At 71.4% G+C, this 14,295-nt stretch carries 15 protein-coding genes and 1 tRNA gene; 12 read left to right on the top strand and 4 right to left on the bottom strand.

Going from position 1 to position 14,295, the window contains the following annotated elements; genetic code table 11:
- Together MJ604_RS14070 and MJ604_RS14075 are read right to left on the bottom strand one after the other, a co-directional pair.
- Positions 1 to 347, bottom strand: a 347-nt coding sequence (locus MJ604_RS14070; RefSeq protein ID WP_243059096.1) for a hypothetical protein, incomplete at its 3' end; no start/stop codon positions are given.
- Positions 348 to 401: 54 nt separating this feature from the next.
- Positions 402 to 953 carry a tetratricopeptide repeat protein gene (locus MJ604_RS14075; protein WP_243059097.1) on the bottom strand — a complete coding sequence of 184 codons (552 nt, stop codon included), beginning with the start codon at positions 951 to 953 and terminating at the stop codon, positions 402 to 404.
- Positions 954 to 1,001: 48 nt separating this feature from the next.
- Between MJ604_RS14075 and MJ604_RS14080 the strand changes: the two genes are divergently transcribed.
- The 9 genes from MJ604_RS14080 to MJ604_RS14115 all read left to right on the top strand — a co-directional run bounded on the left by MJ604_RS14080 (position 1,002) and on the right by MJ604_RS14115 (position 8,014).
- Positions 1,002 to 2,084, top strand: coding sequence for a glycosyltransferase (locus MJ604_RS14080; protein WP_243059098.1), 1,083 nt, complete (start codon positions 1,002 to 1,004; stop codon positions 2,082 to 2,084).
- A gap of 38 nt (positions 2,085 to 2,122) precedes the next feature.
- Entirely contained in the window at positions 2,123 to 3,400 is a 1,278-nt protein-coding gene (gene eno, locus MJ604_RS14085; protein ID WP_243059099.1) for a phosphopyruvate hydratase, read from the top strand.
- Positions 3,401 to 3,415: 15 nt separating this feature from the next.
- Positions 3,416 to 3,991: a septum formation initiator family protein gene (locus MJ604_RS14090; protein WP_243059100.1), complete on the top strand. Its 576-nt coding sequence runs from the start codon at positions 3,416 to 3,418 to the stop codon at positions 3,989 to 3,991.
- Positions 3,992 to 4,011: 20 nt separating this feature from the next.
- Positions 4,012 to 4,491 carry a DUF501 domain-containing protein gene (locus tag MJ604_RS14095; protein ID WP_243059101.1) on the top strand — a complete coding sequence of 160 codons (480 nt, stop codon included), beginning with the start codon at positions 4,012 to 4,014 and terminating at the stop codon, positions 4,489 to 4,491.
- Positions 4,488 to 5,396 (top strand): Ppx/GppA phosphatase family protein, encoded by a 909-nt coding sequence (locus tag MJ604_RS14100; RefSeq protein ID WP_243059102.1) that lies wholly within the window; start codon positions 4,488 to 4,490, stop codon positions 5,394 to 5,396. Before MJ604_RS14095 ends, MJ604_RS14100 begins: the two co-directional genes overlap by 4 nt.
- 36 nt (positions 5,397 to 5,432) lie before the next feature.
- Positions 5,433 to 5,561, top strand: coding sequence for a hypothetical protein (locus tag MJ604_RS23920; protein WP_279236005.1), 129 nt, complete (start codon positions 5,433 to 5,435; stop codon positions 5,559 to 5,561).
- Positions 5,558 to 6,391, top strand: coding sequence for a uracil-DNA glycosylase (locus MJ604_RS14105; protein ID WP_308194139.1), 834 nt, complete (start codon positions 5,558 to 5,560; stop codon positions 6,389 to 6,391). Before MJ604_RS23920 ends, MJ604_RS14105 begins: the two co-directional genes overlap by 4 nt.
- Before the next feature lie 3 nt (positions 6,392 to 6,394).
- Positions 6,395 to 6,471: transfer RNA gene (locus tag MJ604_RS14110), tRNA-Leu, on the top strand.
- 133 nt (positions 6,472 to 6,604) lie between these two features.
- Positions 6,605 to 8,014, top strand: coding sequence for an ATP-binding protein (locus tag MJ604_RS14115; protein ID WP_243059103.1), 1,410 nt, complete (start codon positions 6,605 to 6,607; stop codon positions 8,012 to 8,014).
- On the opposite strand, the gene MJ604_RS14120 is transcribed toward MJ604_RS14115, so the two are convergent.
- Positions 8,011 to 9,078, bottom strand: coding sequence for a hypothetical protein (locus tag MJ604_RS14120; protein WP_243059104.1), 1,068 nt, complete (start codon positions 9,076 to 9,078; stop codon positions 8,011 to 8,013). The genes MJ604_RS14115 and MJ604_RS14120 overlap by 4 nt on opposite strands.
- A 180-nt stretch (positions 9,079 to 9,258) precedes the next feature.
- On the opposite strand from MJ604_RS14120, the gene MJ604_RS14125 reads away from it, so the two are divergent.
- Together MJ604_RS14125 and MJ604_RS14130 are read left to right on the top strand one after the other, a co-directional pair.
- Positions 9,259 to 10,773 (top strand): cellulase family glycosylhydrolase, encoded by a 1,515-nt coding sequence (locus tag MJ604_RS14125; protein WP_243059105.1) that lies wholly within the window; start codon positions 9,259 to 9,261, stop codon positions 10,771 to 10,773.
- Between the two features lie 71 nt (positions 10,774 to 10,844).
- A complete protein-coding gene (locus MJ604_RS14130; protein ID WP_243059107.1) occupies positions 10,845 to 11,711 on the top strand; it encodes a Bax inhibitor-1/YccA family protein in 867 nt (288 codons plus the stop codon).
- A 65-nt stretch (positions 11,712 to 11,776) separates the two neighbouring features.
- On the opposite strand, the gene MJ604_RS14135 is transcribed toward MJ604_RS14130, so the two are convergent.
- Positions 11,777 to 12,796, bottom strand: a complete 1,020-nt coding sequence (locus tag MJ604_RS14135; protein ID WP_243059108.1) for an SGNH/GDSL hydrolase family protein — start codon at positions 12,794 to 12,796, stop codon at positions 11,777 to 11,779.
- Positions 12,797 to 12,867: 71 nt separating this feature from the next.
- On the opposite strand from MJ604_RS14135, the gene MJ604_RS14140 reads away from it, so the two are divergent.
- Positions 12,868 to 14,265, top strand: a complete 1,398-nt coding sequence (locus tag MJ604_RS14140) for a cystathionine beta-synthase (protein ID WP_243059109.1) — start codon at positions 12,868 to 12,870, stop codon at positions 14,263 to 14,265.
- The last annotated feature ends 30 nt before the right edge of the window (positions 14,266 to 14,295 follow it).

Genomic DNA, 14,295 nt, shown 5'->3' on the forward strand with positions numbered 1-14,295 from the left:
CCGGCCGCACCCGTGGCGCCGGTGGCGCCGGTGGCGCCCGTGGCGCCCGTGGCGCCCGTTGCACCCTGCGGACCGGCAGGCCCGGCCTCGCCCTGGGCGCCGGTCGCGCCCGTGGCTCCCGTGGCGCCGCGCTTGCCCGCGACGTTCCAGCGCAGCGAGGCCTCACCGCGGGCACAACGCTCGCCCGCGCCGACCACGCGCAGGTCGCCCGTGCCGATGTCGTAGCACGCCTTGATCGACCCGCGCGCCGGTGCCGCCTCGGCCGGGACCGGCCCGAGCACGGCCAGCAGAGCGAGCGAAGCGACCGAGATCGCGGTGGCGCGGCGAGGTCCCACGAGAGAAATCACGGAGGGACCCTAGCGGTGGTCCTCACCCCTTGGGGTGGAAGGTCTAGATGTCCGTCACTCGTACGACGGCGCTTCGACGTCGACCATCTCGGGGTCCAGCCGGATCCCCTGCTCGAGGAGCTCCGAGCCCGCCTCGTCCTCACCCAGGTGCACCAGCGCGAAGCCGAGCCGCATGTACGCCGCGGCGAGCTCCGGGTCGGCCTCGATCGCCTGGCGGTACAGCTCGACGGAGGCGTCGAGGTCCGTGGTCTCGGTGAGGATCGCCTTGTTGTACAGGGCGGGCGCATACTCCGGGTCGGCAGCGAGCGCGGCGTCGTACGACGTGGCCGCGGTCTGCGCGTCGCCGGCCTGCTGCGCGATCACGCCCAGGTTGTAGTGCGCGTAGAGGTTGTCGGGGTCGAGGTCGAGCACGTTCTCGAACGTCACCTTCGCCGCCGGCGCGTCGCCGGCGGTCAGCGACGCGAGGCCGGACTCCACGAGCGTGGTGACCGCGTCCGAGGACGGCGGCGGCCCGGGAGGCTCGTTCTCGTCACCGCTGCAGCCCGCGACCACGAGGCTGAGCAGCGTCACGGCAACGGCCGTCGCGGCGTGGGAGCGGAGGGACACGGCCGACACTGTACGGACGCCCCCGAGTCGACTGCCTAGGATCCCCGTATGTCTCGCCTGGGCCTGCACATGATCGTCAAGGACGAGGCGCACGTGATCGAGCGCTGCCTGCGCAGCGTGCTGCCGCTCATCGACTGGTGGGTCATCTCCGACACCGGCTCGACCGACGGCACGCAGGACGTCGTGCGCCGGGTGCTCGCCGACGTGCCCGGCACGCTGATCGAGCGGCCGTGGGTGAGCTTCGGCCACAACCGCCAGGAGGCGCTGGACGCCGCGCGCGAGCTCGAGCACGCGCAGCCCGACGACTACACGATCTGGATCGACGCGGACGACGAGCTCGTCGACGTACCCGCAGAGCTCCCCGACCTGACCGACGACGGCTACTACCTCGAGGTGGAGTACGGCGGCGTCCGCTTCCGGCGGCTCACGATCGTCCGGCTCGACCGGCCGTGGCGGTGGGAGGGCCCGGTCCACGAGTACCTCGACTTCCCCGAGGCCAAGAACGGCATGCTGCCGGCGCCGCGGGTGAAGCAGTACCACGAGGGCGCTCGCGCCCGGGACCCCGAGACCTATCGCAAGGACGCCGCCCTGCTCGAGGCGCACCTGGAGAAGCACCCCGACGACCCGCGGACCCAGTACTACCTCGGCCAGTCGTGGCGGGACGCCGGCGAGTACGAGAAGGCGCTCGAGGCGTTCCGGCTGCGTGTGGCGAACCCGAGTGGCTGGGACCAGGAGCGCTGGTACGCGCAGTACATGGTCGGCCGGCTGCTGATCGCCCTCGGTCGGCCGCAGGACGAGGCGGCGACAGCGCTCGTCGACGCGTACGCCGCCCGGCCGAACCGGGCCGAGCCGCTGGTGGACCTGTCCGACCTCGAGCGCCAGCGCGGCCGGTACGCCGTCGCGCTCATCTACGCCCGCGCCGCCAGCCTGCTGCCGTACCCGGGACCGGCCGAGCTGTTCGTCGACCAGGACGCCTACACCTGGCGCATCGACGACGAGATCGCGGTCAGCTGCTACTGGACCGGGCAGTACGCCGAGGGCATGGAGCACGCGCAGAAGGCGCTCGCCGTGCGCCCCGACGACGAGCGTTTGATCACCAACGTCGGCTTCTTCAAGGAGCGTCTAGGCTGAGAGGCGGCCCGTTCCCCGACCCTCACCAGGAGCAACACGTGGCATCCATCGAAGCTGTCGGCGCTCGCGAGATCCTCGACTCCCGCGGCAACCCCACGGTCGAGGTCGAGGTGCTTCTCGACGACGGCGCGTTCGCCCGGGCCATGGTCCCCAGCGGTGCGTCCACGGGTGCCTTCGAGGCCGTCGAGCTGCGTGACGGCGGCGACCGCTACGGCGGAAAGGGCGTCGAGAAGGCCGTGAACGCGGTCATCCAGACGATCGCGCCGGCGGTCGAGGGCCTGGCGGCCGACGACCAGCGGCTGCTCGACCAGACGATGCTCGAGCTCGACGGCACCCCGAACAAGGCGAACCTCGGCGCGAACGCGATCCTCGGCGTCTCGCTCGCCGTGGCGCGGGCCGCGGCGGACTCGGCGCAGCTGCCGCTCTACCGGTACGTCGGCGGTCCCAATGCCCACCTGCTCCCGGTCCCGATGATGAACATCCTCAACGGTGGCTCGCACGCCGACTCCAACGTCGACGTCCAGGAGTTCATGATCGCCCCGATCGGCGCCCCCTCGTTCCGCGAGGCGCTGCGTGAGGGCGCGGAGGTCTACCACGCGCTGAAGTCGGTGCTGAAGAAGAAGGGCCTCTCCACCGGGCTCGGCGACGAGGGTGGCTTCGCGCCGAACCTCGACAGCAACCGGGCCGCGCTCGACCTGATCGCCGAGGCCGTCTCGGCCGCCGGCCTCACGCTCGGCAAGGACATCGCGCTCGCGATGGACGTCGCGGCGTCGGAGTTCTACCAGGATGGGTCCTACGCGTTCGAGGGCGGCACCAAGTCCGCCGACGAGATGACCGCCTACTACGCCGACCTGGTGGCGTCGTACCCGATCGTCTCCATCGAGGACCCGCTGAACGAGGACGACTGGGACGGCTGGAAGGCCATCACCGACCAGCTCGGCACCAAGACCCAGCTCGTCGGCGACGACCTGTTCGTGACCAACGTCGAGCGGCTGCAGCGCGGCATCGACGGCGGCCAGGCCAACGCCCTGCTGGTGAAGGTCAACCAGATCGGCACGCTCACCGAGACCCTCGACTCCGTCGAGCTCGCGCACCGCAACGGCTACCGCTGCATGATGAGCCACCGCTCCGGCGAGACCGAGGACACCACGATCGCCGACCTGGCCGTCGCGGTGAACTGCGGCCAGATCAAGACCGGCGCCCCGGCGCGCTCGGACCGGGTGGCGAAGTACAACCAGCTGCTGCGGATCGAGGACGAGCTCGGAGATGCAGCGCGCTACTCCGGCGCGTCGGCGTTCCCTCGGTACGGTGCCTGAGCGAACCTAGGAGGCATGCCTTCCGAGTCCCGACGTACGTCGCGCCCGCGCGGCCGCACCGGTCCCGGCAGGGGAGCAGGTCGTGGTGGCAGGCCGCCGGGCGACACCGGGCCGATCCCGGTGACGCCGGCGACGCCGGAGGAGCCGCGCCCGTCGCGGCTGACCGGCCGCGCCGCGATCCTGGTGCTGGTCGTCTCGGTGCTGGCGGTGAGCTACGCGTCCTCGATGCGCGCCTACCTCCAGCAGCGTGACCAGATCGGCGACCTCAAGGACCAGATCGCGCTGCGGCAGGCCAGCATCAGCGAGCTGGAGCGCGAGAAGCGGCGCTGGGAGGACCCGGCGTACGTCCGTCAGCAGGCACGCGAGCTGAACTTCGTGATGCCCGGCGAGACGGCGTACGTCGTCCTCGACGAGAACGGCGAGCCGCTCGAGCACGAGACGTCCTTGACCGACCCGTCGACGCTCGGCCAGAAGCCGCCCACCGCCTGGTGGGACACCGCCTGGGAGTCGGTCGAGCTGGCGGGCCACCCGCCGGAGCCGGACCCCGAGCCGGCGACCCGGCTCGACCGGATCGACGGTGGCACCGAATGACCACCTGAGACAATCAGCCGGTGATCGACCCGCAGGACGTCTCCGCCATCGAAGCCCAGCTCGGCCGTGAGCCGCGCTCCATCCACGCGATCGGGCACCGCTGCCCCTGCGGCAACCCGGATGTCGCAACCACCGAGCCGCGGCTGCCGAACGGCACGCCGTTCCCGACCACGTTCTACCTGACCTGCCCGCGGGCGGCGTCGCGGATCGGCACCCTCGAGGGCTCCGGGCTGATGAAGGAGATGCAGGGCCGGCTGGCCGACGACCCGGAGCTGGCGGCGGCGTACCGCGCCGCGCACGAGCGCTACCTGGAGTTCCGCGCCACCCTGGGCCACGTCGAGGAGATCGAGGGCATCTCGGCCGGCGGCATGCCGGACCGCGTGAAGTGCCTGCACGTGCTCGCGGGCCAGTCGCTGGCGATGGGCCGGGGCGTGAACCCGCTCGGAGACGAGGTGCTGGACCTGCTCGGTGAGTGGTGGAAGTCCGGGCCCTGCGTATGAGGGCGCGGGTGGCCGCGATCGACTGCGGCACCAACACCATCAAGCTGCTGATCGGCGCGCTGCCCGACGTCGACGTCCGCGAGATGCGGATGGTCCGGCTCGGCCAGGACCTCGACCGCACCGGCGTCATCGCCGACGCGGCGCTGGAGCGGGCGTTCGGCGCGATCGACGAGTACGCCGAGCTGATCCGGTCGTACGACGTCCCGCCGGAGCGGGTGCGCTTCGTGGCGACGTCGGCGACGCGTGACGCCGCCAACGCCGCGGTGTTCGTCGCCGGCGTCCGCGAGCGGCTGGGCGTCGAGCCGGAGGTGGTGTCCGGCGAGGAGGAGGCCGCGCTCGCCTTCGACGGCGCGCTCCGGAACCTGAAGCACACGCCCACCGGACCGGTGCTCGTCGTCGACATCGGTGGCGGCTCGACCGAGCTGATCCTCGGCCGGACCGGACCGGAGGCGAGCGTCTCGATGGACATCGGCTCGGTGCGGCTGCACGAGCGGCACCTGCACGCCGATCCGCCGACCGCCGGGCAGGTCGCCGCCTGCCGCGCCGACATCGACGCGCACCTCGACGCCGCCGGCGTCGACCCGACCGCGGCCACCACCGTGATCGGGGTGGCCGGCACCGTCACCCAGCTCGCCGCGGTGGCGCTCGACCTGCCGGCGTACGACCGCGCGGCCGTCGACCAGGCCGTGCTGCCCACCGGGCTGGTGCTCGCGACCGTCGACCTGCTGCTGTCGATGAGCCACGACTCCCGGCGCTCGATCCCGTCGATGCACCCGGGCCGCGCCGACGTGATCGGCGCGGGCGTGCTGATCCTCGGGCAGGTCCTGCAGCGCGCGGGCGCCGCCGAGCTGGTCGTCTCCGAGTCCGACATCCTCGACGGGATCGCCTGGTCCCTCACTCGTTGACCGCGCCCTCGTCCACCGCCGTGCCACGATCGGTCCATGAAGAAGAAGCTGTACTTCCTCGTCGGGATGGCCGCCGGCTACGTGCTCGGCTCGCGGGCAGGGCGTGAGCGCTACGAGCAGCTGAAGACCTCCGCGCTCAAGGCGGTCCGCAGCCCCCAGCCGTGAGCGAGCTCCTCCCGCACCCGGCCACCGGGGACCTGTTCCCCTCACCGGTGCCGCCGGGCACCGGCTGGCCGGGCGACCCCGCCGCGCCCGAGACCCCCGTCGCAGGCACCGCGGCGGCGGTACGCCGGCTGGCGCGCACGCCGGACCTCGCCGAGCTCGACGCCCGGGTCTCGGTGTGCCGCGCCTGCCCGCGACTGGTGCGCTGGCGCGAGGACGTCGCACGGAACAAGCGGGCGTCCTTCGCGGGTGAGCCCTACTGGGGCCGCCCGACCCCGGGCTGGGGCGCCGAGCAGCCGAAGGTGTTGGTGGTGGGCCTCGCGCCGGCGGCGAACGGCGCCAACCGGACCGGGCGGATCTTCACGGGGGACCGCAGCGGCGACTGGCTGTTCGCCGGCCTGCACCGTGTCGGCCTGGCCCGCACCGCGACCAGCGTCCATGCCGCCGACGGCCAGGAGCTGATCGACACGCGGATGGTCGCGACCGTCCGCTGCGCGCCGCCGCAGAACAAGCCCAGCGTCACCGAGCGCGACACCTGCGCGCCGTGGATCGAGGCCGAGCTGGCGCTGGTCGTGGAGTCCGTGCGCGTCGTGGTCGCCCTCGGCTCGTTCGGCTGGGACGCCGCGCTCCGGTCGTTCGCCGGGCTGGGCTGGGAGGTGGAGCGACCGCGTCCGCGCTTCGGGCACGGTGCCGAGGCCGCGCTCGCCGGCGACGGCCGCGAGATCCGGTTGCTCGGCTGCTACCACCCGAGCCAGCAGAACACGTTCACCGGCCGGCTGACCGAGGACATGCTGGACGACGTCCTCGGCCGCGCTGCGAGAATGCGCGACTAGCCCGCCCCCGTATCCCAACCGGCAGAGGAAATCGCCTTAAAAGCGACTCAGTCTGGGTTCGAATCCCAGCGGGGGCACCACCGCTGCCGCCCGTCTCCCGTCCCGCGCTCAGGTCTTCCGGCACCCAGCCGATCGGACCCGGTGACACCTGCCCGACGTGGAGGGCAGGCGGAGTGTCTGTGAGGTGACGCAGTGAGCACGGAGGTCCCAGGTGTGGGCGCATCGATCTGCCCTGACGTCCGGCGTCGCCGGGCACGCAACGACCTGGTTGCCGGTGCCGTGGTGGTCGTGGTCGCGTTCCTGGTGCTGCGGCAGTTCGACCTGTTCGAGCGGGTCTACGACTGGAGCCGGGCGCACGAGAGCGTGAACCTCGACGAGCTCGTGCTGGCCCCCGCCCTCGGTGTGGTGCTGTTCGGGGTCTTCGGCTGGCGGCGCTACCGCGACGCGCGCGCCGAGGCCGCGCACCTCGCGCGGGCGGAGCACGCCCTGGCGGAGACCAACGAGCGCTACCGCTCGCTCTACGACCTCCATCCGCACGCCGTCTTCACGCTGGACTCCGACGGCCGGCTGGTCGGGATGAACGCCGCGGCCGTGGAGCTGAGCGGCTACGCGCCGAACGAGATGGCGACGCTCGAGATCCCCGACTACGTCGAGACCTACGACATCGCCCGGGTGACGCGGACCTTCCGGGAGATGCTGGCCAACCCGATCGACCGGCTCGAGACCCGGATCATCCGCAAGGACGGCTCGATGGTCGAGGTCGCGGTGACCGGCATGCCGGTGATGGTCGGCGGGACCGCGGTCGGTGCGTACGGCATCGCCGAGAACATCACCGAGCGCATCGCGCTGCAGTACGACCTCGAGGAGGCCCGCCGGGTCGCCGAGGACGCCAGCGAGGCGAAGTCGCTGTTCCTCGCCAACATGAGCCACGAGATCCGTACGCCGCTGACCAGCGTGCTCGCCGCCAGCGAGATGCTGGCCGACACCGTCACCTCCGAGATGCAGGAGCGGCTGGTCGCGACCATGCAGCGCTCGGGCTCGCGCCTGCTGCGCCTGGTCGACGACATCCTCGACTTCTCCCGCGTCGAGGCCGGCCAGACCACGCTGCGCGACGACCCCTTCGACCTGTACTTCCTGCTCGACGAGCTCGCCCGCAACGCCGCCTCCCTCGCCGAGGCGAAGGGCGTCCGGCTGACCTGCACCGTCGACCCGGCGGTGCCGCACGAGCTGCTCGGTGACGCCGACCGGGTCAGCCAGATCATCGGCAACCTGCTCGACAACGCGGTGAAGTTCACCGACCAGGGCTACGTGCGCGTCGACGCCGCGCTCGACGGCACCGACGGCGAGCACGGCACGGTCGTCATCAAGGTCGAGGACTCCGGCCTGGGCATGTCGACGGAGCAGCAGGAGCGCATCTTCGAGGCGTTCCGGCAGGCCGACCCGTCGATCACCCGCGGGTACGGCGGCACCGGTCTCGGGCTGGCGATCTGCCGGACGCTCGTCGAGCTCATGGGCGGCACGATCACCGTCGACTCGACGTTCGCCGTCGGCACCGAGTTCACCGTCCGGGTACCGCTCGGGCTGGTCGCTCCGGCGGCCGAGAAGACCCGGCAGTCGGCCTAGAACCCGGCGCGCTCCCGCTGCCGGTAGGCCAGCGCCGGCTGGTACCGGTCGTGCAGCGTGGTGATCAGGCTGATCAGGCTGAGGAAGAACAACGTGTCCCAGCCGACCGACCGCTCGTCGAAGAAGTAGTACGCGACGGTCACCAGCACGACGTTCACACCGATGCGCGCGACCACGGCCAGGCCGGCGGACTCGATCGTCCACTCGCGACGCGAGACGAGGAGCGTGATCGCGGCGTTCAGCACGACGAACACCCCGACCGACACGAACAGCTCGGTGTTCGACGCGGTGATCCCCGGCAAGGTCTGCGAGTAGATCACCGAGATCAGGCCGACGAGGAAGACCTTCTCGAACGTCACCCACGACCACACGAAGCCGCCGGCCTCGACGCGGCGGGTGGCCTGGCTGGCGACGGTGGCCACGGACGCCGGCATCGGGTCCGAGTGGAACTCCCAACCGTGCTGGATCCGGCCGAGACGCGGGATCGCGACGAACCACAGCAGCAGCGCGGCCCCGACGACCACCGCGATGAGCACCGGCCACGCCCACCAGTACTCCTCGAGCGTGTCGGTCACGTCGAGCTTCGCCACGTGCAGCCAGTACTCCTGAGGCAGCTTGATGAACACCCAGATGAGACCGGCGAGCACGATCCACCACTTCAGGGTGCGACCGACGATCGCCCACCGGGTCCGGATCGCCTCGTAGGCGATGAAGAAGTACTCGAAGGTGTTCGGGAAGATCAGCAGCACCGCCCGGGCTCCGGTCATCTCGAACAGGAACACCCCGACCAGCCGGTAGAAGTACAGGAACCGGCCGACGGAGTACGCCGCGAGGCTCTGCCAGTTGCGCATCGTCGCCAGGTAGGCGATCGCGAGGTAGAAGACGTCCATCGCCTTGTCGTAGGACTGGTAGCCCGGCGGGTCGTAGCCGAAGGCCTGGAAGATCGTCTGGTCCGCGGCGTCCAGCACCAGGCAGCCGATGATCGCGGGCAACGGGAACCGCGGGATCAGCAGCGGGATCAGGAACCGGCCGCCGACAACGGCGAGGAACACCACGTCTTCCATGGCCGGAGTCTGACGTACGGAGCGGGCTCGTGGTCGGGTTCGGCCTCGCGAGTATCGGGTGAACCGCTGGTCGAGCTCGTCGAGACCCCCGCACCCGACGTCGGCGGTCGGGTGCGGAGGTCTCGACAGGCTCGACCAACGATCCAGGTCACCTTCGGCGCCGCGAGTCGTTGGGAGGGCGTGCACCGGATCTGGAAGCTCGCCCTGCCCGCCCTCGGGCCTGTCCTCGGGCTCGTCCTCGCGCTCGTCGTCGCGATGCCCGCACTGCCGGCGTCGGCCGACCCTCCGCAGCTGCGGCGCGAGGGCCGCTGGCTGGTCGACCCGCAGGGCCGGGTCGTGATCGTGCACGGGCTGAACCTCGTCTACAAGCACGCGCCCTACGCGCCGCCGGCCACCGCCGCAGGCTTCCAGGCGCGTGACGCCCGGTGGCTGGCGCGGCACGGCTTCAACGGCGCGCGGGTCGGCACGCTGTGGGCGGGGCTGACCCCCGACGCGCCGGGCCGGGCGGATGCGGCGTACCTCTCGAAGGTGCAGCGGGTGCTCGACCTGCTCGCGAAGCAGCGCATCTGGTCGCAGCTCGACATGCACCAGGACCAGTGGCACGAGACGTACGGCGGCGAGGGCGTCCCGGACTGGGCGGTGCACCGGCCGGCGCCGTACGACGTGCTGCCACCGGTGACCGCGCCGTTCCCGACCGGCTACTGGACGCCCGAGGTGTCGACGGTCTTCGACAACTTCTGGGCGGGGACCGGCGGCCTGCTCGACGCCTGGGCCGGGGCCTGGCAGGTGGCGGCGGAGGAGTGGCGGGACCAGCCGTACCTGATGGGCTACGACCTGCTCAACGAGCCGTGGATGGGCCTGGAGTGGACGCTGTGCCTGACCACCGGCTGCCCGGACTCCTACCGCGCCGAGCTGCAGCCCGCGATGGAGCGGGGGCTCGCGGCGGTCCGCGAGGTCGACCCCGACAACATCGTCTGGTGGGAGCCGCAGCAGTTCGCCGGCGGGCAGCCGCTCGACACGTTCTTCGAGCCGGTGGCGGGGGAGGACCAGCTCGGGTTCTCGTGGCACAGCTACTGCCCCGATGTCTTCCTCGAGTCGCAGGGGCTCCCGGGCAGCAACGTCGAGAACTGCTGGGACTTCGCGCGCGGCCGCCAGGAGCACGCGCTGGAGCAGGCGCGGACCATGCGCGCCGTACCCCTGATGAGCGAGTGGGGCGCGACCGACAACGTGCGCGCGATCGAGATCGACGCCGCCGCGGCCGACGAGGCGCTGATGGGCTGGACGCACTGGGCCTACAAGCGGTGGAACGACCCGACGACCGCTGACACCGCGCAGGGCCTGTTCCGCGACGACGCCGACCCGTCGTCGGTGAAGCGCGACAAGCTGCGGGTGCTCGTGCGCACCTACGCCCAGGCCACCGCCGGCACGCCGCTGGCGATGCGCTTCGACGCGGCGGACGGGACGTTCCGCTACCGCTACCGGCCGGACCCCTCGATCACGGCTCCGACGCGGATCTTCGTCAGCCCGCTGCACTACCCCGACGGCTTCCGGGTGCGGGTCGAGGGCGGCCGGGTCGTCTCGCGGTCGGCGCACCAGCTCCTGGTGGCCGCATCCTCGGCGAAGGTCGTCACGGTGCGGGTCGCCCGGTCCACTCCTGGGGAACCAATCGCGGGCGGCGCGCGTTCAACCCGGTGAGCCCACCTAGACTGGGTTCATACCGGTGACCCGTCAGAGCGACGTCACCTACCGGCCTCGAGGAGAGACCAATGCAGAGCAACAACCCGGTGTTCCGCCGTTCGGAGGAGTTCAACTCCGCGGGCGCCTACGGCAACCAGACGTACGCCGGCAGCGGCACCGGCTACACCGACCCCTCCACCTGGAGCACGGGCCAGCCCGGCCAGCCGGGCCAGTCATCCACGCCGGCGCCGCCGGTCGCCACCGGTGGCCCGATGACGATCGACTCGGTCGTCCAGAAGACCGCCATCGCACTGTTCGTCGTCATCGTCACGGCGGGCATCACCTGGGCGATGGCCCCGGACATCGACGCGGACACGACGCCTGCTGACATCAGCGGCATCATCGCGCTCGCGTCGATCGGTTCGCTGGCCGCCTTCGCGCTGTCGATGGTGAACTCGTTCAAGCGGATCATCAGCCCGGCGCTCGTCCTGCTGTTCTGCGCGGCGGAAGGCGTTGCCCTCGGCGCGATCAGCCTGGTCTTCGAGTCGATGTACCCGGGCATCGTGATGAGCGCCGTCCTCGGCACGTTCGGTGCCTTCGCCGGCACGCTCGCGGTCTACAAGTTCTTCAACATCAAGGTCACCGACAAGTTCCGCAAGATGGTCATCGCGGCCATGTTCGGCATGATCGCCATCAGCCTGATCGAGGTCGTGCTCAGCTTCTTCGGCGCCCAGATCGGCCTGTTCGGCGACGGTGGCGTCGGCCTGATCTTCGCGGTCCTCGGCCTCGCGCTCGGCGTGTTCATGCTGGTGCTCGACTTCGACTTCGTCGAGCAGGGTGTCGCCAACGGCCTCCCGGACCGTGAGGGCTGGCGCGCCGCGTTCGCCATGACGGTCAGCCTGGTCTGGATCTACACCAACCTGCTGCGCATCCTCGCGATCATGCGCGGCGACTGATCACACGTAGATCACACGACGTACGACGAAGGCCCCGGGCTATCCGCCCGGGGCCTTTGTTCGTCTCAGCTGTCGATCGGGTCCAGCTCCTGCTCGTCGGGCGCCTCGACCTCCGCGTCCGGGCGGCGACGGCGGTGCCGCAGCTCGACCCACAGGCCGCGGACGCCGCGCCGGCTGCCGCCGACCTCCGCGCCGCCGAGCTCGGTGCCAGGCGTCTGGACGGCCTGGACCGCCGCCTTCGCGATCGGCAGCACGCCCTCGCCGCGGTACGCCTCGGGCCGCACCTCGTCGTCGTCGATCAGGCCCAGCGCCGCCAGCGTCGAGGGCAGCAGGACCTGGGCGAGCGCCTTGTAGCCGTGCGCGGACGGGTGGAACATGTCCGGCCCGAAGAGCAGCGCGGGCGCGGCGTCGAACTCCGGGCCCAGGATCGACCCGAGCGAGACCGTGCGGCCACCCTCCTCCACGACCGTGATGGTCTGCGCGGCGGCGAGTCGCCGCGACCACAGCCGGGCCACCTGCTTGAGCGGCGGCATGATCGGCTTGATGGTGCCGAGGTCCGGACAGGTGCCGACCAGCACGGAGATGCCGGCGTCGTGCAGTCGGCGTACCGCCTCGGAGAGGAAGCGGACCGACGCTGCCGGCAGCACGGTGTGGGTGACGTCGTTGGCGCCGATCAGGATCACCGCGACGTCAGGCTCGGTGGGCAGCGCCTTGTCGATCTGCGCGGCGAGGTCGGACGACATCGCGCCGACCACCGCGAAGCTGCGCAGGTACACGCGCCGGTCCGCCTCCTCGGCCAGACCGCTGGCGAGGTAGGCGCCGGGGGTCTCCTCGACGCGCTCCACGCCGTACCCCGCGGCGCTGGAGTCGCCGAGCAGCGCGACCTTGATCGCGGGACCCGGGCGACCGCGGCCGTACCACCCCGTGGAGTTCGGCGGGTCGTCCTCGGCGTTGCCGATGCGCTTGCGCGCCGTGGTGGCCTCGAAGCGCAGCAGGCCGTAGAGCCCTGCGCTCGCGAGGGTCAGCCCGCCACCGCCGTACGCAGCGGTCGAGGCGAGCTTGCGAGCAGCCGCTGTCTTCCCCACGTCGTCCACATTAGGAGGAGTGGTGAAGCGGGTATTGGGATACCCCGCACTTTCGGCTCTAGATTGGCCAGATGCAGTACGTCGACTCTCTCCTCGACCTCATCGGCAACACCCCGCTGCTGAGGCTCTCGAAGTCCATGGGCTCCCTCGACGGCGCGAAGGGACCGATCGTCCTCGCCAAGGTGGAGTACCTCAACCCAGGCGGCTCCGTGAAGGACCGCATCGCGACCCGGATGATCGAGGCCGCCGAGGCCTCGGGCGAGCTCCAGCCGGGCGGCACCATCGTCGAGCCGACGTCGGGCAACACCGGCGTCGGGCTGGCCATGGTCGCGCAGGCGAAGGGCTACAAGTGCATCTTCGTCTGCCCCGACAAGGTCAGCGAGGACAAGCGCAACGTCCTCAAGGCGTACGGCGCCGAGGTCGTGGTCTGCCCGACCGCCGTCGAGCCCGAGCACCCGGACTCCTACTACAACGTGTCGGACCGGCTCGCGTCGCAGCCCGGTGCGTGGAAGCCCGACCAGTACTCGAACCCGAACAACCCGCGCTCGCACTACGAGACCACCGGTCCGGAGATCTGGTCGCAGACCGAGGGCCGGATCACCCACTTCGTCACCGGTGTCGGCACCGGCGGGACGATCAGCGGCATCGGCCGCTACCTCAAGGAGCAGAACCCCGACGTCCAGGTGGTCGGCGCCGACCCCGCCGGCTCGGTCTACTCCGGCGGCTCCGGCCGGCCGTACCTGGTCGAGGGCGTCGGCGAGGACTTCTGGCCCGACGCCTACGACCGCAACGTCGCGGACCGGATCATCGAGGTCTCCGACGGGGACTCGTTCGCGATGACCCGCCGGCTCGCCCGCGAGGAGGCGCTGCTCGTCGGCGGCTCGTCCGGCATGGCCGTGCACGCCGCCATCCAGCTCGCCCACGAGCTCGAGGGCACGCCCGAGGGCGAGGACGCCGTGATCGTCGTCCTCCTCCCGGACTCCGGCCGCGGCTACCTCACCAAGGTCTTCAACGACGAGTGGCTGGCGCAGTACGGCTTCCCGGTCGACGGCACCGAGCCGGTCGCGCTGAACGTCGGCGAGGTGCTGCGCGGCAAGGACGGCCGGCTGCCGGACCTCGTGCACACGCACCCCGGCGAGACCATCGCCGAGGCCGTAGCGATCCTGCAGGAGTACGCCGTCTCCCAGATGCCGGTCGTCCGCGCAGAACCGCCCGTGGTGGCCGCCGAGGTCGTCGGCTCCGTCTCCGAGCGCACCCTGCTCGACCAGCTGTTCACCGGCGTCGCCAAGCTGACCGACCCCGTCAGCCAGCACATGTCGCCGCCGCTGCCGTCGATCGGCTCGACCGAGCCGGCCAAGGACGCGGTCGGTGCGCTCGAGGGTGCCGACGCGCTGCTGGTCCACGAGGACGGCAAGCCCGTCGGTGTGGTCACCCGCCACGACCTGCTCGCCTACCTGGCCCGCGGGTAGCCGTTGGTCGAGCCTGTCGAGACCCCGCAA

Origin of the sequence: Nocardioides sp. SR21 (genome assembly GCF_022761125.1) — a bacterium.
Lineage (GTDB): Bacteria > Actinomycetota > Actinomycetes > Propionibacteriales > Nocardioidaceae > Nocardioides.